The organism is Streptomyces sp. NPDC060035 (assembly GCF_042736635.1).
In the GTDB taxonomy this organism is placed as follows: domain Bacteria; phylum Actinomycetota; class Actinomycetes; order Streptomycetales; family Streptomycetaceae; genus Streptomyces.
Map to the genome: position 1 here is coordinate 463,007 of NZ_JBHWVO010000003.1, position 21,511 is coordinate 484,517.

The window sequence follows — 21,511 nt, forward strand, 5'->3', positions numbered from 1 at the left end:
GCGGACCCCCGGGTCCGCCCGGATGTTCCGGCCCACTCTAGTGCCGCCGTACGGGGCACCGGCCGGTTGTCCTCGGTCGTACCGGTGCCGTGTCCGGGGAAGACGCACAGGCAGGACAGTTGGTTGCCGAACGAGTGTGCAGCACGACCCGGGGAGGACCAAGCAGGCACTTTTGCACCCACAGCCGACCTTTCAAGATCACTAAGCGGTCACCCCCGGGCGTGTTGTCAGTGGCAGGTGCGAGGATGCCTCAAGCACGGAACTGTGAAGCAGGGAATCTCACGCTCCGTGACGACCTGTACCGGACGACGCGTCCGTGCCGGGTGGGGGGAATCACAGGGCACCACCCCCTGCCGGGCACCCCGCGCAGAAGGGACCGCTGACGGCGATGCAGATCCGGCTGACCGTCCTCGCGCCGCGCAGCGGCCAGACCCCCACGCGCGCCTGCGACGTGCTCATAACCGCCCCCGCGGGGACGGCCCTCGCGGCAGTCGCCTCCAGCCTGGCAGCGGCAGTATCGGGGCCCGAGGGCTCCCTGGGCGGCGGCGCCGTCGTGCTGTACGCCGGGCGCGAGCGGCTCGACCCGCAGCGCTGCGCCCTGGGTGAGCCACCTCTGGTCGACGGCGCGGTGCTCTCCCTCCAGGTGCCCGGCGAGGACGAGGCGGCGGACGACGCCGTCCCCGCGCAGCTGCACGTGATCGCGGGGCCCGACGCGGGCGGGGTCCATCTGCTGCACGGCGGGCAGATCCGGATCGGCCGCTCCGCCGACGCCGACGTACCGCTCGACGACCCGGACGTGTCCCGGCTGCACTGCGCGGTGACGGTCTCCGAGGACGGCCGGGTATCGGTCGCCGACCTCCGCTCCACCAACGGCACCTCCCTGGACGGTACGGAGGTCGGCGAGCGCCCGGTCCCGCTGACCCCGGGCGCACTGCTGCGCCTCGGCGAGTCGACGCTCCGGCTCACGGCAGGCACCCGTACGCCGGCGCTGACGACGGCACCCGACGGCGAGGGCCACCTGAGGGTCACCCGGGCCGACGCCCACGCCCGGGGCACGGCGTGCGCCGGGGCGAGCACAGTGGGAGACGGCGAGGGGGAAGAGCGCGGTGACGGCGGCGGGCACAGCCACGCCTACAGCCCTGCCCCCGCCGGACACCCCGATCATGGCGCGGACGATGCGTACGACGACGCCCCCGCCGGACACGGCGAACACCGGGGCGGACCGGCCGGTGCCCGGCCGCAGCTCACCCACGGCCGCGCCGACGCCCTCACGGAGGGCGACGCTCCGCGGCGCGGCGGCATAGGTGCCTGGGCGCGGCGCCTGACGGGCGGCAAGGGCGACCCGGGCAACGGGACGGCCGACGGCCCGGTCCCGGCCGCCGGGGCCGGCCCGGCCCGGCTCTCCCCCTCCGCGAGCTCCCCCTCTCCCTCCGCCCCGGCAGGCACCTGGCCCGACCCCGCGACGGTGCTCCTCACGGCGCTCGGCCCCGGCCCGCGTCTGTGGGAGCGCGATGCGGCCCACCCGGAGGCACTGGTCGTACGACTGGGGACGACGGAGCGGGCCGACCTGCCGGCCGTGCCGGTCACCGTAGGACTGCGGGAGGCCGGTTCACTCGGGCTCGCGGGACCCAGGGCACGGCTGTCCGGACTCGTCCGCTCGACAGTGGCGCAGCTCGCCGCACTGCACTCCCCGTTCGACCTGGAGATCGTGCTGATCAGCACGGACCGGACGCGCAGCACCGACGAGCGGCGGCGGGAGTGGTCCTGGCTCGGCTGGCTGCCGCATCTGCGCCCCATGCACGGCCAGGACTGCAGGCTGCTCCTCGCGTACAACAGGGAGCAGGCCGAAGCGCGTACGGCCGAGCTGGTGCGCCGCCTGTACGAGGGGCCCCTCGGCCCCTCGTGGGCGAGCGCGGACCGGGCCACGGTGGCCGAGGCCGCCCGCCGCCACTCGGGGCCGTACACGGTGGTGATCGTGGACGGCGACCCCGGTTCGGCAGCGCTGCGCGAGAGCACGGCCGGGCTGGCCGGTGCGGGGGCTGCGGCCGGAATCCATCTGATCTGTCTGGCCGAGGCCCCGGCGGCTTCGCCCACCTCTCCGGTCGCCGCGACCTACGACACCGCGTGCCGGGCCTCGATCGCCTTCCGCGAGTGCGGGGCGGTCGCCATGCTGAGCGGCGATGTGGCGACCGCGTTGCGGCTGCTGCGTACGGCGGGCGGCCAGGCCGCCGGGCACGGCACCGTCGCCGCGGTGGACGCGGTGTCGGCGGCCTGGGCAGAGCGGTTCGGGCGCGCCCTGGCCCCACTGCGCGACGAGGGCTCGGCCACGTTGCCGGGCAGGCCCATGGCGGCGGCCGCACTGCCCCCGTCGGCCCGGCTGCTGGACGAGCTGGGCCTCGCCAGGGCCACCCCGGCCTCCCTGATGGCCCGATGGGCGTCCACGGCACAGGACCAGCCGGGGGCAACGGTGCGCGCGGCCGCCCCCGCAGGTGCGGACCTGGACATGACGGGTTCCGGCCGCACCCTGAGCACCGGCCCCCGGGTGGGGCAGCAGCGCACGGCCCCCGATTCCGGGCACACGCCGTTCCGGGGCAGCGGGCCCACCAGCTCCGTATCGGGCCGCTCCGCCTACGCTCCGGCGGCCGGTGTGCCCGAGCAGCGGCGCGAGGCACAGACCCCCGCACCCGTGTCCTCCGGCTATGCGGGGCGGCCCGTGATCGTGTTCGGCGCCGGACCCCGCGGGCCCCTCTCCGTCGATCTGGCCGATGAGGGCCCGCACCTGCTGGTCGAGGGACCGGCGGGCAGCGGCCGTACGGAACTGCTGCGGGCCGTCGCCGCCTCGCTGGCGTCCGCCGCCCGGCCCGACCGGCTCGGCATCCTGCTGATCGACGGGGCGGGCGGCGAGCACGGGGAGCGCGGCGAGGGTCTGCGTCCCTGTACGGAGCTGCCGCATGTGTTCACGCACCTGGTCGCCTCCGACCCCGTACGGATGCGGGAGTTCGCCCAGGCGCTCGGCGGCGAGCTGAAGCGCCGGGCCGAGCTGCTCGGCCCGCTGGACTTCACCGCGTGGCACGCGCGGTACGAGGAGTCGCAGGCGCTCGTCGGCCGCCGCCCCGCCGGCGTCGCCGAACAGCGGGGCGATCTCGAATCCGCCGCCAGCGGCACCCTGCGGCTGCGGACCACCGCCAGGTCCACGGATCCCGGTCCCTCCCCGCTGCCCCGGCTCGTCGTCCTGGCCGACGACTTCGACGCCCTGGTCGCCCCTGCGCTCGGCAGCCCCGGCCGCCCGGCCGCCGGATCCGTCGTCCGGGCGCTGGAAGCCGTGGCCAGGGACGGCGGACGGCTCGGCGTCCATCTGGTCGCCACCTCCGGCCGCCCGGACCGCACCGAGGACACGGAGCTGGCCCGCGGGGCCCGGCTGCGTATCGTGCTCGACCCACCCGTCATACCGCCGTCACCGGACGAAGCCGCCCCGGGCCGCGGGCGGCTGGGACATCCGGACGGCCGGGTCACTCCGTTCCAGGGCGGCCGGGTCACCGGCCGCATCCCGCGCACGGCCACCCTGCGTCCCACCGTCGTCCCGCTGGAGTGGGAGCGGATGGGCGATCCGCCGACCCGGCGCCCGGTCCGTGAGCTGGGCAACGGGCCGACGGACCTGGCTCTGCTGGCCAGCGCCCTGGAGCGGGCGGCCCGTTCGGTGAACGCCGAAAGGCTGCCCCCGCTGGTCCCGTTCCCCTCGTCGCCGTCCTGAATCCGAGCCGCTGCGGCGCACCGACCTCACGTCACGAGCCCATCACGATCGTCCGGTCGGGGGCGATGGCGGTATTGCGGCGCCCGTGCGCCCGGCGTAGGACTGTGCGCACGGACGATGTGAATCGCACGCTGTGAGACGTGAGCGGCACCCGCAGGTCCCACCGTTGGTGCCGGTCCGCGCACATGCGCGCAGGAGAAACGGGGCAGGGAATGCGCACAACCCTTCGAATGCGTAGGGCCGCACTGGTGTTCACCGCGGTCGGGGCGCTGGCCCTCACCGGCTGCAGTGGGGACGGCGACAGCAAGGACAAGGCGGGCGAAGGATCCGGCAAGAAAACGGACAGCCCGTCGAGCGTCGCCCTACCGAAACTGGACGGTGAGAAGGTCTCGGTCGCCGCGGTCTGGACGGGCCCGGAACAGGCCAACTTCACCAAGGTGCTCGACGAGTTCGAGAAGCGCACGGGCGCCACGGTGACCTTCGTTCCCGCACAGGACCCGATCGTCAACTTCCTCGGTACGAAGATCGCGGGCGGCCAGCCCCCGGACGTCGCGATGATCCCGCAGGTCGGCGCGATCCAGCAGGCCGTGGCCAAGAAGTGGGCCAAGCCGGTGGGCAACGAGGCGAGGGCCCAGCTCGGCCAGAACTACGCGCAGGTCTGGCAGGACCTCGGCGCGGTGGACGGCACCCAGTACGGCGTCTACTTCAAGGCCGCCAACAAGTCGCTGATCTGGTACAACGCCGCGGTGTTCGAGAACGCGGGCGCAAGTGAGCCGAAGACCTGGAAGGACTTCCTGGCCACGGCCGAGACGGTCTCCGCCTCCGGTGTCACCCCCGTCTCCGTCGGCGGCGCGGACGGCTGGACGCTCACCGACTGGTTCGAGAACATCTATCTCTCCCAGGCTGGCCCGGAGAAGTACGACCAGTTGGCCAAGCACGAGATCAAGTGGACGGACCCGTCCGTCAAGGACGCGCTGACCACTCTCGCCGAGCTCTTCGGCAAGCCGAGCCTGATCGCGGGCGGCGCCGACGGGGCGCTGCAGACCGAGTTCCCGGCGTCCGTCACACAGACCTTCACCGGCGGGGACCAGCCCAAGGGCGCGATGGTGTTCGAGGGCGACTTCGTCTCCATCAACATCGCGCAGACCAAGGCGAAGATCGGTACGGACGCCAAGGTGTTCCCCTTCCCCGCGGTCGGCGCGGACTCCCCCGTGGTGACTGGCGGCGACGCCGCAGTGGCGCTCAAGGACAGCAAGGGCGCCCAGGCGCTGCTGACCTGGCTGGCCTCGACCGACGCGGCGAAGATCTGGGCCGAGGCGGGCGGGTTCATCTCGCCCAACAAGGGCCTGGACGCGGCCGCGTACCCGAACGACGTGCAGCGCAAGATGGCCGAGGCGCTGGTCGCGGCCGGCGACGACGTCCGGTTCGACATGTCCGACCAGGCCCCTCAGTCGTTCGGCGGGACCCCCGGAAAGGGTGAGTGGAAGACGCTCCAGGACTTCCTGAAGAACCCGAAGGACATCGCGGGGACTCAAGCGAAACTGGAGTCCGACGCGGCCGAGGCGTACAAGAGCTGACGGGATGACCACAGCGACAGCGGGGGGCGCCGGAGCGGTGCCCCCCGCCGACAAGCGTCCTGACGAGCGCGGGCGCGTACGCACGCGCAGGAGCGTGACCGGCACCCGGAGGGTGATCGCGGCGGCGTTCCTGCTGCCTGCCCTGGTGCTGCTCGGCGCACTCGTCGTCTATCCGATCGTGTACTCCGTCTACCGGTCCTTCCTCGACCAGGCGGGCACGGGCTTTGCGGGCATCGACAACTACACGTCGCTGTTCACCGACGACACCATCCGAACAGCGGTCAAGAACAACGCGATCTGGGTCGTCGTCGCGCCGACGGTCTCCACCGTGCTCGGGCTGATCTTCGCGGTGCTGACCGAGCGGATCCGCTGGGGCACGGCGTTCAAGCTGATCGTCTTCATGCCGATGGCGATCTCGATGCTGGCCGCGGGCATCATCTTCCGTCTGGTGTACGACCAGGCGCCGGAGCGCGGGGTCGCCAACGCCGTGGCAGTGGGCGTGCACGACACCTTCGCGGCCTCGTCGGGCTTCCCGAAGGCACATCCGCTGCCCGTCCATCCGCTGAAGGCGGCCGGCGGCGGTTCCTTCGTCACGAAGGAACCGGTACGGGCCGGCTCGCCGGTACAGCTGCCGCTGGTCGGTGTGGCGCCCGCGAAGATGCCGGGCGACGCCGAGCCGGCGAAGGCCGCCACCGCGGCGGACGGAAAGATCACCGGCACCGCGTGGCTGGACTTCACCAAGGGGGGCGGCGGCAAACCCAACGTCGTGGACCCGAAGGAGCTCGGCCTCAAGGGCATCACGGTCGAGGCGGTCAAGGACGGCAAGGTCGTCGCCTCGGCGACAGCGGGCGCGGACGGCGTGTTCACCCTGCCCGCATCGGCCGAGGGCGCGGAGCTCCGGCTGCCCGCGTCGAACTTCCGGGAGCCGTACAACGGGGTCGACTGGCTCGGCCCCTCCCTCGTGACCCCGGGGATCATCGGCAGCTACGTCTGGATGTGGGCGGGCTTCGCGATGGTGCTGATCGCCGCGGGCCTGGCAGGCCTGCCGCGCGAACTCCTCGAAGCGGCCCGGGTGGACGGCGCCAACGAGTGGCAGGTGTTCCGCCGGATCACCGTCCCGATGCTCGCGCCCGTCCTCGCGGTGGTGCTGGTCACCCTGATGATCAACGTCCTGAAGATCTTCGACCTGGTCTTCATCATCGCGCCCGGCTCCACCCAGGACGACGCGAACGTCCTGGCGCTCCAGCTGTACCGGTCCTCGTTCGGCACGGACGCGGACCTCGGGGTCGGCAGCGCCATCGCCGTGCTTCTGCTGCTGCTGGTGATTCCGGTGATGCTCTTCAACATTCGCCGGATACGTAAGGAGGGACGCCGATGACCACGACCGAACCCGTGAGGGCCACGGGGATCCTCGGTGCCACGGCCGAGCCGGCGAAGGCCAAGCCGTCCCTCGCCTCGCGAACCGCCGCCCGCGCGGGCGGCGGTGTCATGCGGGTCTTCCTCATCCTGGTGGGCCTGTTCTGGCTGATGCCGACCATCGGACTGCTGCTGTCGTCGCTGCGCGGAGCCGAGGACATCGCGGCCACCGGCTGGTGGAAGATCTTCACGGCCCCGTCCGAACTCACCTTCGACAACTACCAGCGCCTGCTGGACAATTCGACCATCACCGGCTCGCTCCTCAGTACGGTGCTGATCACCGTCCCCGCCACGTTCCTGGTCGTGGTGATCGGTTCGCTCGCCGGATACGCCTTCGCCTGGATGGAGTTCCCCGGCCGCGACTGGTGGTTCCTGGTGGTCGTCGGACTGCTGGTGGTCCCCGTGCAGGTCGCCCTGATCCCGGTCTCCGAACTCTTCGGCACCATCGGGATCTTCGAGACGACCTTCGGTGTGATCATGTTCCACACGGCGTTCGGCCTGCCGTTCGCCATCTTCCTCCTGCGGAACTTCTTCGCGGAGATCCCGCGCGAACTACTGGAGGCCGCACGGCTCGACGGTGCGGGCGAGATCCGGGTGTTCACCCGGGTCGTGATGCCGCTGGGCGGCCCGGCGATCGCCTCGCTCGGGATCTTCCAGTTCCTCTGGGTGTGGAACGACATGCTGGTCGCGCTGATCTTCGCGGACTCGGAGTCCCCGCCGATCACCGTGGCCCTGCAGCAGCAGGTCCGCCAGTTCGGCAACAACATCGACGTACTGGCGCCCGGCGCCTTCGTGTCGATGGTGATCCCGCTGGCGGTGTTCTTCGCCTTCCAGCGGCAGTTCGTCTCCGGCGTGATGGCGGGCGCCGTCAAGTAGCGGCACCCCGGAGCCACAGCGATGCCACAACCGGTGTCGTACATATGTTCGTCAACGGTGCGGCGGCCCGGTCACTCCCGACCGGGCCGCCCTACCTCGCACTTCCCCCGAATGCCACATCCGGCGTAACCAAGTCACTCCATCAGCCGTTTGCGGGCCACCTGCCCGCCCGCGAGCGACCCCTGGATGTGTTGTGCCCCGGTTCAGTGTCATCGTGCCCGCGTACCGGGTCCAGGCGTACCTGCACGCGTGTCTCGACTCCGTGCTGAACCAGTCCTTCAAGGACTACGAAATCATCGTGGTCGACGACTGTTCACCGGACGCCTGCGGCCCGATCGCCGACGAGTACGCCGCCCGCGACCCCCGGGTCAGCGCCGTCCACCTCCCCCACAACTCCGGCCTCGGACCGGCCCGCAACGCCGGAGTGGCCAGGGCGAACGGTGACTACCTGCTCTTCCTCGACGGCGACGACACCTTCACGCCGGAGGCACTGCAGACCATCGCCGACCGGATCACGTCGACCGGCGGTCCCGATGTCCTGGTCTACGACTACGCCCGCACGTACTGGTCGGGCGAGAGCGTACGCAACACCTTCGCCCGGCACCTCGCCGAGACCGGACCCGCCTCCTTCCGGCTGGCGGAACGCCCCGAACTGCTCAAGGTTCTGATGGTCGTCTGGAACAAGGCGTACCGCCGCGAGTTCATCGAGGCCGAGGGCTTCACCTTTCCGCCCGGCTACTACGAGGACACCCCCTGGACCTATCCGGTACTGATGGCCGCCGGATCGATCGCCGTCCTGGACGCGGTCTGCGTCGGATACCGCCAGCGGCGCCGGGGCAACATCCTCTCCACCACCACCCGCAGGCACTTCGACGTCTTCGACCAGTACGACCGGGTCTTCGCCTTCATCGACGCCCGGCCCGAACTCGCCGTCTGGCGTCCGGTGATGTTCCGCCGGATGCTCGACCACTTCTCGACACTGTTCACCTCCCGCGGCCGGCTCCCGCGCGGCACCCGGGGCCAGTTCTTCCGCCTCGCCCGCGCCCACTGCCGCCGCTACCGCGCCCCCGGCGCGCCCGTACCGCGCCGCGCCCGCCTGCGGCACGGGCTGTTCCGGCTGGGCGCCCACCGCACGTACCGCGCCCTGTGGGCCGCGCAGCAGCTGCGCGGCCGGCTCCGCCGCGGTACGGCGGCGCTGAGCCGAGTGGTGCGCGGAACCGTTCTCCAGCTGCACTACCGCATCCAGCTACAGCTCCCGGTCCGGCCCCTGGACGCCGTGTTCGCCGCCTACTGGAACCGCGGCTACACCTGCAGCCCCGCGGCCGTCGAGGCGACGGCCCGGGCGCTGGTCCCCGGGCTGCGCACCTCCTGGATCTGCCGCCCCGAGGACGCGCACACGGTGCCTGCGGCCACCCGTGTGCTGCACCCGGGGACCTTCGCCTACTGGACGGCCCTGGCCCGCTCCCGGTACCTCGTGAACAACGTCAACTTCGACCGCCGGCTGGTGAAGCGCCGCGGCCAGGTACTGCTGCAGACCCACCACGGAACGCCCCTGAAGACGATGGGCACCGACCTCGTGCACCGTCCGGCCGCGGCCGGCTCCACGGACTTCGAGGCGCTGCTGCGCAACGTCGACAAGTGGGACTACTCGCTCTCCGCGAACCAACACTCCACACTCGTCTGGGAGCGGACCTACCCCTCCGGCTACACCACGCTGGAGTACGGCAATCCGCGCAACGACGTCTTCCGCCGCACCGGCCCGGCCGAGATCGCGCAGCTGCGCGAGAGCCTGGCTGTCCCGGCCGGCAGCACCGCCGTCCTGTACGCGCCGACGCACCGCGACTACCGGCGCACCCAGCACCACATCCTGGACCTGGACAAGCTCGTCCGCGTCCTGGGCCCGCACTTCGTGATCCTGGCCCGCTCCCACTACCTGGCCCCCTCGGCCGGCACCACTGCCGGGCGCACCGCGCATCCCCGGATCATCGACGTCAGCGCCCATCCCTCCGTCGAGGAACTCTGTCTCGCCTCGGACGCGCTGATCACGGACTACTCGTCGCTGATGTTCGACTACGTCAACCTGGACCGGCCGGTCGTCCTGCACCTCGAGGACAGCCAGGCGTACGAGGCCGCGCGCGGCACCTACTTCGATCTGGAGGGGTTCCCGCCGGGGGCGGTGGCACGCAGCCAGGACGAGCTGCACGAGATCTTCGCCACGGAACACTGGCGCGGCCCGCGCTCGGCGCAGCGGCGGGCGGCGTTCCGGGCCCGGTTCTGCCCGTACGACGACGGGCACGCGGCGGAGCGGGTGGTGCGACGGGTCTTCCTGGACGACACCTCGGGGCTGCCGCTGCCCGTACAGACGGGCGGCCGGGGCCCCACGGGGGTGCCCCGGCAGGTAACGGTGCGGGAATACACCAACGGGTGAGGTGTACGGGGAGGGCCTGTCCCTCCCCGTACACCCGACCGTGAAACGCTCAACGCTCCAGGAACGCGAACAGCTCTTCCCAGCGGCGCATGATCTCCGCCTCGGAGAAACGCTGGACGTTGGCCCGCGCCCGGTCCCCCATCGCGTCCCGCATCCGGGGGTTGCCGGTGAGCCGCAGGAGCCGGTCGGCGAGTTCACCGATGTCCCCGGCGGGCGCGAGCAGCCCGTCCTCGCCGTCGCGCACGATCTCCCGCACTCCCGGTGCGCAGTCGAACGCCGCACACGGGACACCGTTCGCCATGGCCTCCAGCAGCGCCAGCGGGAATCCTTCGCCGCGCGAGGACTGCACGAAGACGGAGGAGGCCGCGAGTGCGCCGGGCACGTCGTCCGTGCGACCCCTCCACGCGACCGAGCCGTCCAGGCCGAGGTCGGCGCACTGTGCCCTGAGGCCCGCCTCGTCCTCGCCCGCCCCGTACACGTCCAGACGCCAGTCGCGGCGCTGCGGGGCCACCAGCGCCCAGGTGTCCAGGAGCATGTCGATGCCCTTCTGGTCGGTGAGCCTGCCGATGCTCGCCACGGCCTTCACGCGCCGCGGGGAGGGCACTTGGGGCAGCGCGGCCAGGGCGTTGGGCATGAAGCCGACGTTGTTCATCCCGTCGCCCGCCCAGATGTCGGCGTCCTCCTCGGTGAGGACGAGCCAGTGGTCGAGCCCCGTGTAGTGGTTCTTGATCCAGCGGTAGCGGTGGCTCGCGCGGGAGTAGTCGTAGGACTCATGGCTCATCCCGATGACCCGCAGACCGGCGGTGTCCGCCTCGCCGACCCATTCCATCGCCCAGACCTGACTGACGATCACCACGCCGCCGGGCCGCGCGGCACGGAAGATCTCCGAGAGCTGTTCGACGGCGCGCCGCTTGCGGGCCGCGCGCGCCGCCTCGTTCCACCGGGCGGAGATCCGGAAGCGGTCCCGCACACCCCTGGGGGCCCAGGGGGTCGGCGGGTGGGACGGGTACAGCGGCGTCACGGGGTAGCCGGGCGGTTCGGGCAGGGCCATCCTCAGCTCGGCGGCGTGGATGCCGATGGTGTGGACCCGGTGGCCCTGTTCCTGGAACAGCTGGGCGGTCCGGTGCATCCACCCGGTGACTCCCCCGAGTTCGTCCGTGCTGTTCGAGACGATGAAGACATCACGGCCGCGGTTCATCGGGCCACCTCCCCGGTACGGGTTTCGGACAGATGGCGGGCAAACACGGTGTCGACGACGGCACGTGCCGCGTCTCCCCGGTCGTAGTCGCCGAACTCCTCGGCGAAGGCCCTGCGTCGTGTCTCGAAGCCGGAGTCCGCAACCTTCAGACGGGCCAGCACGTCGAACAGTTCGTCCTCGGTCGCTGCCACCGGCCCCGGCGCCTTCTCGCGCAGGTCGAAGTAGCTGCCCCGTTCGGCGGCGTACGCGTCGAGATCCGGCGCGAAGAGAACGATCGGCCGGTCCAGGAGCGCGTAGTCGAACATGATCGACGAGTAGTCGGTGACCAGCACGTCGGCGAGAGCGAGCAGTTCACTGACGTCGTGGTGGCCCGAGACGTCCACGACCGTCCCCGGCGGGCACACGGGCAGGCTCGCGGCCTCCAGGTAGTGCGCGCGGACGAGCAGCGTGTACTCGTCCCCGAAGCGTTCCGCGAAGCGCGCGGCATCCAGCAGCAGCCGTCGGCGTCTACGTTTCCCCGGCCCGCCCCGGAACGTCGGCGCGTACAGGACGACCTTCCGGTGGTCCGGCAGACCGAGCTCCTCCGCAAGCGCCGGGCGTGGCAGCCGCCCCTCCGCCTCGTCCCTGGCCCGCGCGGCCAGCAGGACGTCGTTGCGCGGATAGCCGGTGCGCAACAGCGCCTTCTCGGGAAGCCTGTACGCGCGCGCGAGGGTGCGCACATCGTGCTCGGAGCGGACGAGGAAGTGGTCGAAGCGGTGCACGGCCTGCTGGAGCCGCTCGCGCTGCGGGGCGTTCTGCATGCGCACCCGGGTCTCGTCGAAGCCCATGCGCTTGTACGCCGATCCGTGCCACGTCTGCAGATAGGTGGTGCGGGACGGCTTCCTCAGATGCTGCGGGAAGCCCTGGTTGTCGACCCAGTACTCGGCCCGGGCGAGCGTCCACAGATACCGCCACGACCAGCGGCGCACGAGCCGTACGCCGGCCGGGAAGCCGTCCGGGGAACTCTCGTACGACCAGACGCAGCGCAGGGGCAGCCCTCTGCTGCGTACCTCCTCGTGGATGGCACGGGGGCTGTCGCCGTAGCACGTACCCATATGGCTCTCGAAGACCACGGACCCCTTGTGCACGGGCAGCCGGAGAAGCCAGGAGTGGTAGACGGAGACCTTCAGCCCCCGGGCGTGCAGCCGGTCGCGGCGCTTGCCCAGGGCCCGCATCAGGACCCTTGCCCTGCGTGCGGGGCGGAAGTGCGTTGCGTAGTGGACCAGCCGCCGGACCGTGCGGGCGGGGCGGCGGCGGGCTTCGAGCCGGAGCGCCAGATGGTCCTTGAGCGTGACGTAGGGCTGCCAGGTGTCCCCTGCCGCCCGGCCGAGCCGGGGCCGGGCGGCAGAGCGGTCCGCCGGGCCGACGAGGTCATGGGCGGCGAAGAGGTCGCTGACCGAGCGGACCGGGCCGTCCTCCAGCACCATCCTCGCGTCCCACACGGTGTCGCGGGCGCCGAGGGGGCGCAGGAGACGGGTGAGGTCGGCGCGGGTCCGCCAGCTGATTCCGGTGGCGTCGCGCCGGAGTTCGTCGACCGGCAGACGGAAGGTGCGGGAGCCGTCCCGTACCCGGAATTCGAGCCAGGCGTTCGGCGAGGCCCCCGGGCCCGTGTGCGCGGGCAGGACGAGGCGGCCCTCGAGCAGGACCCGGCCGCCCCCGGTCTCGTACCGGGTGAGCCGGTTCATCAGCCTCAGCTCACCGAACGTACGGTGCTGATGGCCGAGTTCGGTGACGTCCAGAGCGGGATCCTGCTCCTCGCCCTGCCAGTACACCCGCCCGCCGGCCCCGGTGGTGAGCGGCGCGGCCACCGTGCCCCGCCTGCGCAGCGCGTACGCCGCAGCGAGCACCCCGTCCGCGTCACCGCGCTCCAGCAGCCGGACGCCCACGCGTTCGACAGGCGCCAGGGTGAGCAGGGCAGGCCCGGGTACGCACTCCGGCAGCACCCGGACGGCCCTCTCGGTGATCCGTTCGCGCTCGGCGGCGGGCAGCTCAGGAAACGACCGCACCAGCGGCAGGAGATGGTCGAGCAGGAAGGCGCGCTCGCGCTGCTCGCACAGGTCGGTGAGCCCCTGGGCGACCAGGACGTGGCACACGCGCCGGTGGGCCTCGACGAGTCCTGCGAGCCCCGGGCCCCGGTCGGGTACGGCATGCCCGGAAACGATCCGGCGGCGTACCAGCACGATCCGGCCGACGACCGCTGCCGCCAGGGGGCCGAACATGGTCTCGCTGTGGGTGAGGTCCTCGTCGTAGCGCAGTCCGTGCCGCTCCAGGGCCTCGCGCCGCAGGCAGAAGCCCGTCACGAGGGCGTCGTGCACGACGAGTTCGGGGGCGTCCGTGAACCGGCCGAGGGTTCGCGAGCGTGCGAACAGCGTTTGCTGCCAGGGCGGTTCCTGTTCCTTCGCCCCGTCCCCGGTGAGCCGGCTCCAGCGCCCGGCGAGCAGGTCGGCACCGGTACGTGCGCCGGCCTCCCAGAGGTTGCGGCAGGCATGATGCTGGAGGCGCTCGCCACTGCCGAGGACGAGGACGTAGGTGCCCCGGGCCGCCTCCAGACCGGTGTTGCGCAGGGCGGCGGTGGAGCGGGCCCACGGCTCGGCGACGAGAAGGCGGACCCGGTCCGGGGAGCGCCCGGCGAGCGATTCGGCCACTGTGCGGACGGCGGCGTCGCCGTCGGCGGGCAGGACGACGAGGGCCTCGACACCGCGCAGGCTCTGATCGAGCACGGACTCCACGGACGCACACAGGGCCGCGGCGTCCCCGCCCTCCGCAGCGGCAGTGACCACACAACTGAAATCGGGCGTGTTCATTCCTGCGTCCCCTTCAGCATCCGATCCACGACCTGGGCCGCCGCCGTCCCGTCGTCGAGATCGCAGAACGACTCACGGAAACGGGCGTACGCGTCACGGTGGCCGGCGCTCGCGCGCTCCGGGTCGCGCAGGGCATCGACGACACCGGCCGAGGTGGGGATCAGCGGGCCGGGTGCCCGGCTCTCGAAGTCGAAGCAGAAGCCGCGCAGGGTGTCGCGGTAGTGCTCCAGGTCGTAGGTGTGGAAGAGCATCGGCCGGCCCGTCTGCGCGAAGTCGAACATCAGGGACGAGTAGTCCGTGACCAGCACATCGCTGATCAGCATCAGCTCGGCGACGTCGGGATAGCGCGACACATCGCGGACGAAGCGGCTCTCCGGGACGCTTCCGCCGACCAGGTAGTGACGGCGCACCAGCAGGACGTGGTCGTTACCGAGAGCCTTCCGCGCCTGTTCCAGGTCCAGTTGGAGATCAAGGCCGTAGCGGCCGCTCCGCCTGGGCCCGTCCTCGCGCCAAGTGGGGGCGTACAGAACGACGCGGCTGCCGTCGGGTACGCCGAGCGACTCCCGTACCGCGGCCGCGACTTTCGTCCGGTCGGGGGCGTACAGCAGGTCGTTGCGCGGGTAGCCGCACGCCAGGACCTCACCGGTGTGGCCGAAGGCGCGGCGCAGGACCGGAGTGGAGAAACTGTTCGGCGACACGAGCACGCTCCACTGGGCGGCGCGCTGCGGCAGGGACGCCATGTACGCGGTATCCGCGCAGGAGCTGCCTGCCAGATCCCGGCCGATGCGCTTGAGGGGGGTGCCGTGCCAGGTCTGGACGACGAACTGCCCCTCGGCCCTCTCGAACCACTCGGGCAGCTGTGTGTTGGTGACGATCCAGCGGCTGCGGGCCAGGGCCTCGTGCCACTCGGCGCTGTGCAGGGCCACGGCGCGGACCCCGGCGGGCACGGCGGCCTGCTGGTCGCGTACCACCCACAGGTGCTCGATGCCGCTGTCTCGACGGGCCAGTTCCTCGTGCACGGCACGGGGCGAATCCGAGTACTGGCGCCCGTCGAAGCTGGAGTACAGCGCGACCGGACGCAGGTCCCCGCCGCGCGTGACGGCGTAACGCTCGCGCAGCTGCCGCTGCCCGTAGGCGCCCCGGTCCCGCACCGGCAGGGTGCTCCCGGACCGCAGCGCGAGCCGGTCGTGGAAGAGACGCTCCAGTGTGAAGCGGCGCCCCCCGGCCTCCCGGTGCAGCGGCAGTCCGGCGTGGAGCTGGGGCGCCACCCGCAGGGGCAGGTATTTCTCCGGGTCCCTCTCGCCCTGCTCACGGAGGAAGGGGTACCAACGGCCCTCGGCGAGCGGGAGGGTACCGCCGGTCCCCGCAACGGCCGCGGGAGCGAACGCCGTACGGAATCCGGTGTCCGAGCGCTCCACGGCGAAGGCGGCCTCCTCCTGATGACCGCTGTGGCGCAGGCACAGTTCGACCTGGCGGTCCGGGGACTCAGGGAGGTCCCCCTCGATGGCGAGGCCGCCGCCGTCCGGCCATGACAGGCGTACGACGAGGGGTTGTACGGCCCGGTCGGTGAGGACCAGATCGCCGGAGGGGTTGGCCGCGGCATACAGTTCGCGACCCCTGGACAGCGGATACCGCCCGGCTTCGGTCTCCGGCCGGGCGGCCACCGTCAGCCGGCCCCCGTCTCCCACCAGTTGGACACCCCAGTCGCCGTCGGATCCCCGCAGGGCATCGAACGGCACCTCGGCGAAGACGGTGTCCGGACCTGCCCCCTCCTCGCTGAGCGCCAGGGGGAACTCCCGGGTCTCCTTCGTACGCCACTCCTGGATCCGCAGGACGGTCGGTGTGCCGCCCCCAAGGATGCGCACCGCGATCCGTACGCCGTCCCCGGCCTCCGTCGCCCGGTGCCCGGCGAGCACGGCGCCGATCCGCTCGGCCCGAAGCTCCAGCTTGTTGCCGGAGAGCACGGGGACGATACGGGTGCGCTCGTCGACGTACCGCACGGCCGGTGCCGCCGGGTTGCCGAGCAGCCGCATCGGTCCCCGGCGCGGCCGTCCCCCGCCGACGACGACGGACTCCAGCTTCCAGACCGTCCGGTTGCCCCGGCCCGTCCCTCTGGCGGCGAGCCGGCGCGGGTCGACGACGGTCTCGAACCCGGACCGCTCGTAGCGGTGCAGCGACCGCCCCGACCCGGCCGCCGCCTCGTCCGTCACCGTCGTACGCATCCGGAGCGGGATCAGCCGCCGGCCCGCCCTGAGCCAGCCGGCCCCGGGCGACTTCCCCGGGGCGTTACGGACGTACGCGTACCCCTTGAGGTGCAGCATCCCGTCCCGCCAGACGGCCTCGGTGAGATGCGCGTGCACGGGGAGGTCCGCACCGGCGAGCGCGGTGACGCGTTGCGGGAGAGAGTCGGCGACACCCGGGTACTGCGCCCGCGGGCGCAGCAGACCACGGACGTGGAAGGTGTCCCGGTCGCGTGACCCATGTGCGAGAAGGGCGAGCAGTTCCGCCATCCTGCGTTCCCGGATCAGCTGCCATTTGACCCGAAGATGCAGGGGCAGCGCGTCGAGGACGGCCGGTTCGACGGTGTCGGCGAAGGCGTTCGCGTGTGTGAGGAAGGCCTCGTGGAAGGCGGCATCGCCCTCCGGGAGCGCCTCGATGAACAGCCACAGATCGCCGGAGAGCACGTGCTCGTCGTAGCGACGCCCGGCCTCCGCCATGCCGCGCTCGGCGAGGAACCGGCTCACGGTGGAGACCGCGGTGACCCGGTCGCGGATGCCCTTGGGCACCGCGCGCCGGGTGGTGATCGAACCGTCGCGGTCCCGCCAGTGGTAGACGGGCTCCTCGACGACGTCGACGGAGCCTGCCAGGAAGTACGCGGGAAGGACCACGGCGATGTCCTCGTACAGGACTCCTTCCGGGAAAGCGAAGGAGTGCCGCTCCCAGAACGATCTGCGGAACACCTTGTTGCAGGCGATGCGGTCACCGAGCAGGATCCAGTCCCGGGTGATGTGCGTGGCCCTGCGGGCCCTCTCCATCGGCCTGCGGAACATCGGGGACTGTTCGAGCGCGCCGTTCGCACGGAGCCTGAGCACGTTCCCGGTGACGAAGTCCGAGCCGGACCGGTCGAGTTCACCGAGCATCCGCGCGTAGGCGCCGGGCGGGACGATGTCGTCGCTGTCGGCGAACGTCAGGAACTCCCCGTCCGGATGGGCCTGCCCGGCCCCGGCGTTGCGCGCGGCACCCAGCCCGGCGTTCTCCTGCCGGATCAGCCGGAAACGCGAGTCCCTCCTGGCGAACTCCTTCGCCACATCAGCGCTGTTGTCGGTCGAGCCGTCGTCGACCATGACGACTTCGAGGTCGGCCATGGTCTGTTCGGCGAGCGAGTCCAGGCAGGCTCCGAGGTACTCCTCGACGTTGTAGAGCGGGACGACGACGGTGAGACGGGGTGCCATGCGCTGCGCACGATCCTTCCGGGCGGACAACCTCAACTGGTCTTCTGCATAACGAACGAGCCCCGTGCCGGTGAGGCACGGGGCTCGCGAGTGCCGGCGGACCGCTCAGGGCTTGACGGCGATCCGGCCTTCGTCCATGCGCAGCAGCAGCAACTGCGCGCCGGTCTCCTCCAGGAATTCGTCGACGGCCTGGCGCGAGCCCTGCCAGTACCCGTAGTCGTCGATCAGGAGCACCCCGCCGCTCACCAGACGCGCGTACAGGTGCTCCAGCTCGTGCTTGGTCGACGCGTACCAGTCGGTGTCCAGCCGGAGGATCGAGATCTGCCCCGGCGCCTGCGCCGGAACGGTGTCCTCGACCTTGCCCTGCACGTAGTGGATACGGTCCTTCGGATACGGCACGCCCTCGAACCCGGCCTGTACGTCCTCCAGCGAGGCCACCGCCCAGATCGGCCGGTCCCTGCCCTGGGCGTCCAGGAGCTCCTGGGCCGGCCTGCCGTCGCGCCGCAGGTCCTCCGCGGTGGGCGGGGTCATGCCCTCGTACGTGTCGAAGAGGTACAGGTCGCGACCGGTCTCACCGAGCGACAGCAGCGTCTTGGCGCAGGCCTGCATGGACCCACCGCGCCAGACACCGCACTCGACGATGTCGCCGGGGATGTCGTGCCTGACGATGTGCCGGGTCGCGAGGACGAAGGCGTTGAGCCGCTCCGGCGAGGTCATCGTGTACGGCTTGACCGCGCGGATGATGTCCTTCGCCTCGTCGTCGTAGTCGGCCGGGAACTGGGGCGCGGCCTTGACTGCCGGCTTCTTCGCCGCAGGCTGCTTCTTCGCCGCCGTCGCCGCCGTCGCCGTCGGCTGCTGGGCTGCCGGCCGGCCCGCTGCAGGCTCTGCCGCTGCCGCGCCCGTCGGTGCCGTGGCGGAGCGGGGCGCGGGCACGGCCGCGCGCCTGAGCTGGTACCCGGTGAGTTGCTGAAGGACGCCGTTGACGGCGTTGCGCCAAGCCATGCCGCCGGAGGGTACGCGCGCTTTGCGGCTCATGTCATCTTTCGTCAACCTGTCGTTGATGTGACGGGCCGGCTCTCCGGGCGCCCGCACCGCTCCCGCCCGTCCAGCGGGCGCGGCAGCGGCACCCGGTCCACTCCGCCGACCCGGTTGGCCCACCACACCGCCGTCTCCCGCACGGCGAACATGGCCAGCCGGCTCTTCAGCCGGGCCACCGGCCGGGGATGGCGCTGCGGCTTGCGGAAGACGCCGACGGAGTCACCCCAGTAGGCGGCCTTCGTGTCGATGGACCCGTAGTCGTGCCAGATGCCCTTCGTGGGCGGGAAGTCCGTGTACGCCTCGTAGAGTTCGAGGCGGGAGTGCGCGGCCATCGCACGGAAGCCGTCGGGGTAGTAGCGCCAGCAGTCCTGCGCGTCGTGGACGTGCCCGCGCGAGGGAGCGGTGATGAAGGCGTAGCCGCCGGGCCTCAGCACCCGGGCGATCTCCAGCATCGACACCCAGAAGAAGGGGATGTGCTCGAACGCCTGGCCGGACAGGACGACATCGGCACTGCGCGACGTGACGGGGATCCGGTAGGGCCGCCTCATCACCGCGTCGACGTTGGGCCCGTCGAGCACGTCGACACCGAAGTAGTCGACGTCGTGGCCCGCCAGCAGCCCCTGGTGCGTACGCGTCTGTGTGCCGGAGATCCGCGAGCCGAGGTCCACGACACGGTGTCTGCGGGACTTGGGAAGATACTCCTGGATACAGAGTTCCATCTGCTCGTAGGCGGACCTGTGCATGACCTCTCCCAACGTTGCGATGTGCGCGCGCTGTTGAACACAACGACGAAGGGGTACGGAGGGGTCGCCCCGTACGGGTGACGCGAGGCTTCAGTCCGAGCCGGCGGGGAAGATTCGCCGCACCACGCGTTCCGCCGCGTGCCCGTCGTCGTACGGGCAGAACCGTCTGCGGAACGCGGCGCGCAGCACGGCCGCGTCCGCCGACCGCCACGCCCCGGTGAGCAGCGTCTCGCGCAGTTCGTCCTCCGTGGTGGCGACGGCCCCGGGGGTGTCGCCGGGGCGGCCGGAGAGCAGATCGACATAGGTGCCGCGTGCGGCCCGGTAGGCGGCCCAGTCCGGCACGTAGGTGATGATCGGGCGGTCGAGGCAGGCGTAGTCGAACATCAGGGACGAGTAGTCGGTGATCAGCCCATCGGCGGCCAGGAAGAGTTCCTCGACCCGCGGGTGTCCGGTGACATCGATGACCCGTTGCCCCGCGCCGAGCCCGGCCGAGCGCCCGTAGAAGTAGTGGGCCCGCACCAGCACCACGTACTCCGGCCCCAGAGCGCGGGCGAGGCGCTCCAGGTCGATTCGGGGGACGAAGCCCTTCCGGTAGTCGCGATGGGTCGGCGCGTACAGCAGGACGGTCCGGCCGGGGGCGATGCCGAGACCGGCGCGGATCTCCTCGGTCCGCTCCCGGGTGGCCGTGAAGAGGATGTCGTTGCGTGGGTAGCCGAGCGGCAACTGCTCGTACGAGGAGGGGTATACGCGGTCCCAGACCTCGGTGGTGTGCGGGTTGGCCGACAGGCTGAAGTCCCACTGATCGGTGTGGGCGACGATCCGCTCGAAGCTGACACCGTTGGTGAGGGCGGGATACGGGCGCTGGTCCAGGCCCATGGTCTTCAGCGGGGTCCCGTGGTGGGTCTGCAGGTAGATCTGGCCGGGGCGCTTGGTGAAGCCCCCGGGAAAACTTGAGTTGTTGACGAAGTACGTGGCGGTGGCCATGGTCCGCCAGTAGGCGCGGGAGCCCTCGATCACGTACGGCACCCCGGGCGGCATCCGGTCGCGGTGGCGGGAGGAGACGACCCAGACCCCGCGGATGTGCGGGACGAGTTCGCGGGCCTTGGCGTAGATGGCGGCCGGATTGCAGGCGACGCCACGGTTCCAGTACGCCCCGTACACCGCGAGGCCGGGGTCCAGCGGCCGGCGCAGATCACAGCGGTAGGCGGCCCGCATCACGCGGGCGCGCAGCGACTTCCTGCCTGCGCGCAGAGCGGCTCGCGCCCGCGTGCGCCGGGCGAGGACGGCTTCCCGGGCACGGTGTGCGGTGTACCGGCCGGAGAACCCGGCGGAGCGGAAGAAGTCCGCGCGGTCGGCGGGGGCGATCCGGCCGGGGTCGTCGAGCACGGCCCTCAGGTGTGCGGTGCGGGCGGCCAGGATCCGCGGGTCGCCGCCGGTCTCGGTGACCAGCTGTCCGTACACGCCGATGACGGCGAAGTGCGCGCGGCCGGGTGTCGTGGCGAACGTGCCGGTGCGGCGCAGGCGGTGGCGCACACAGATCCGGTCGAGCGTGGCGAGGGTGCCCGCATCGGAGGCGAGGAGGGCCGCGCGGTGGACGGGCACGACGTCGTCGTAGGGGCCCTCGGTGAAGTGCAGCCCGTGGGCAGCCCAGAACGTACGGCGGAAGAGCTGCTTGCGGGCCGCGGGCAGCGCGTCCCCCTGCCGGACCTCGCCCCACCAATCGACACAGTCGTGACCGAGGCTCAGCACGTCCGGCCGGTCCGCTGCCACCCGGGCGACGATCTCCGCCAGCGCGCCCGGCAGCAGAAGGCCGTCCCCGTCGAGGAAGAGCAGGTAGGCCCCGCGCGCCGCGGCGGCGCCGGCGTTACGGGCGGCGCCGACGTCTCCGGGGCCGCTCACGTCCCCGGGGCCGCCCGGCTTCCGGGGACCACCCGGGTGCAGCACGCGCACCCGGGGATCACGTTCGGCGAACTCCTGCGCGATGGCGAGGCCGCCGTCCGGCGGGCCGGCATCGACAGCGATCAGCTCCCAGTCCCGTACCGACTGGTCGATCACGGACTCCAGGGCCGCCCTCAGGTACCCCTGAACGCGGTGGACGGGCACGACAACACTGAGGAGCATGGCAGCCGAGCGTAGTGCGGACCCCACACTTCCCGGGACGGACATTCACCCGTTCGGGTCAGGGCCGG

Annotated in this window: 11 protein-coding genes; 5 read left to right on the top strand and 6 right to left on the bottom strand. The window is 71.8% G+C overall.

Annotated features, from left to right (window positions below; genetic code table 11):
• Positions 1-388 precede the first annotated feature (388 nt).
• From ACFWBQ_RS07115 to ACFWBQ_RS07135, 5 genes are all read left to right on the top strand, one after another.
• Complete coding sequence (locus tag ACFWBQ_RS07115) at positions 389-3,751, top strand: FHA domain-containing protein (RefSeq protein ID WP_385484978.1); 3,363 nt, start codon at positions 389-391, stop codon at positions 3,749-3,751.
• Positions 3,752-3,963: 212 nt separating this feature from the next.
• The gene (locus ACFWBQ_RS07120; RefSeq protein WP_385484980.1) at positions 3,964-5,328 is read left to right on the top strand and encodes an ABC transporter substrate-binding protein; all 1,365 of its coding nucleotides are present in this window, start codon (positions 3,964-3,966) and stop codon (positions 5,326-5,328) included.
• A 4-nt stretch (positions 5,329-5,332) separates the two neighbouring features.
• Positions 5,333-6,706 (top strand): carbohydrate ABC transporter permease, encoded by a 1,374-nt coding sequence (locus ACFWBQ_RS07125; protein WP_385484983.1) that lies wholly within the window; start codon positions 5,333-5,335, stop codon positions 6,704-6,706.
• Positions 6,703-7,620 carry a carbohydrate ABC transporter permease gene (locus tag ACFWBQ_RS07130; RefSeq protein WP_385484985.1) on the top strand — a complete coding sequence of 306 codons (918 nt, stop codon included), beginning with the start codon at positions 6,703-6,705 and terminating at the stop codon, positions 7,618-7,620. Before ACFWBQ_RS07125 ends, ACFWBQ_RS07130 begins: the two co-directional genes overlap by 4 nt.
• A gap of 193 nt (positions 7,621-7,813) precedes the next feature.
• Positions 7,814-10,048, top strand: a complete 2,235-nt coding sequence (locus ACFWBQ_RS07135) for a CDP-glycerol glycerophosphotransferase family protein (protein ID WP_385484988.1) — start codon at positions 7,814-7,816, stop codon at positions 10,046-10,048.
• A gap of 49 nt (positions 10,049-10,097) precedes the next feature.
• Here ACFWBQ_RS07135 and ACFWBQ_RS07140 read toward each other — a convergent pair whose 3' ends face one another.
• The 6 genes from ACFWBQ_RS07140 to ACFWBQ_RS07165 all read right to left on the bottom strand — a co-directional run bounded on the left by ACFWBQ_RS07140 (position 10,098) and on the right by ACFWBQ_RS07165 (position 21,443).
• Positions 10,098-11,246, bottom strand: a complete 1,149-nt coding sequence (locus tag ACFWBQ_RS07140; RefSeq protein ID WP_385484990.1) for a glycosyltransferase — start codon at positions 11,244-11,246, stop codon at positions 10,098-10,100.
• Positions 11,243-14,089 carry a CDP-glycerol glycerophosphotransferase family protein gene (locus tag ACFWBQ_RS07145; protein ID WP_385484992.1) on the bottom strand — a complete coding sequence of 949 codons (2,847 nt, stop codon included), beginning with the start codon at positions 14,087-14,089 and terminating at the stop codon, positions 11,243-11,245. Before ACFWBQ_RS07145 ends, ACFWBQ_RS07140 begins: the two co-directional genes overlap by 4 nt.
• Positions 14,086-17,541 (bottom strand): CDP-glycerol glycerophosphotransferase family protein, encoded by a 3,456-nt coding sequence (locus ACFWBQ_RS07150; protein ID WP_385484995.1) that lies wholly within the window; start codon positions 17,539-17,541, stop codon positions 14,086-14,088. The genes ACFWBQ_RS07145 and ACFWBQ_RS07150 overlap by 4 nt, the downstream gene beginning before the upstream one ends.
• Before the next feature lie 105 nt (positions 17,542-17,646).
• Positions 17,647-18,576: a TylF/MycF/NovP-related O-methyltransferase gene (locus tag ACFWBQ_RS07155; protein ID WP_385484997.1), complete on the bottom strand. Its 930-nt coding sequence runs from the start codon at positions 18,574-18,576 to the stop codon at positions 17,647-17,649.
• A gap of 11 nt (positions 18,577-18,587) precedes the next feature.
• On the bottom strand, positions 18,588-19,322 hold the full coding sequence (locus tag ACFWBQ_RS07160) for a methyltransferase domain-containing protein (protein ID WP_385484999.1): 735 nt from the start codon (positions 19,320-19,322) through the stop codon (positions 18,588-18,590).
• A 90-nt stretch (positions 19,323-19,412) separates the two neighbouring features.
• Positions 19,413-21,443, bottom strand: a complete 2,031-nt coding sequence (locus ACFWBQ_RS07165) for a CDP-glycerol glycerophosphotransferase family protein (protein ID WP_385485001.1) — start codon at positions 21,441-21,443, stop codon at positions 19,413-19,415.
• Positions 21,444-21,511 lie beyond the last annotated feature (68 nt).

Bases quoted from the DNA above. Each gene is read 5' to 3' on its own strand.
- ACFWBQ_RS07115 (WP_385484978.1), top strand. From the start codon at position 389: ATGCAGATCCGGCTGACCGTCCTCGCGCCGCGCAGCGGCCAGACCCCC.
- ACFWBQ_RS07120 (WP_385484980.1), top strand. From the start codon at position 3,964: ATGCGCACAACCCTTCGAATGCGTAGGGCCGCACTGGTGTTCACCGCG.
- ACFWBQ_RS07125 (WP_385484983.1), top strand. From the start codon at position 5,333: ATGACCACAGCGACAGCGGGGGGCGCCGGAGCGGTGCCCCCCGCCGAC.
- ACFWBQ_RS07130 (WP_385484985.1), top strand. From the start codon at position 6,703: ATGACCACGACCGAACCCGTGAGGGCCACGGGGATCCTCGGTGCCACG.
- ACFWBQ_RS07140 (WP_385484990.1), bottom strand. From the start codon at position 11,246: ATGAACCGCGGCCGTGATGTCTTCATCGTCTCGAACAGCACGGACGAA.
- ACFWBQ_RS07145 (WP_385484992.1), bottom strand. From the start codon at position 14,089: ATGAACACGCCCGATTTCAGTTGTGTGGTCACTGCCGCTGCGGAGGGC.
- ACFWBQ_RS07150 (WP_385484995.1), bottom strand. From the start codon at position 17,541: ATGGCACCCCGTCTCACCGTCGTCGTCCCGCTCTACAACGTCGAGGAG.
- ACFWBQ_RS07155 (WP_385484997.1), bottom strand. From the start codon at position 18,576: ATGAGCCGCAAAGCGCGCGTACCCTCCGGCGGCATGGCTTGGCGCAAC.
- ACFWBQ_RS07160 (WP_385484999.1), bottom strand. From the start codon at position 19,322: ATGCACAGGTCCGCCTACGAGCAGATGGAACTCTGTATCCAGGAGTAT.
- ACFWBQ_RS07165 (WP_385485001.1), bottom strand. From the start codon at position 21,443: ATGCTCCTCAGTGTTGTCGTGCCCGTCCACCGCGTTCAGGGGTACCTG.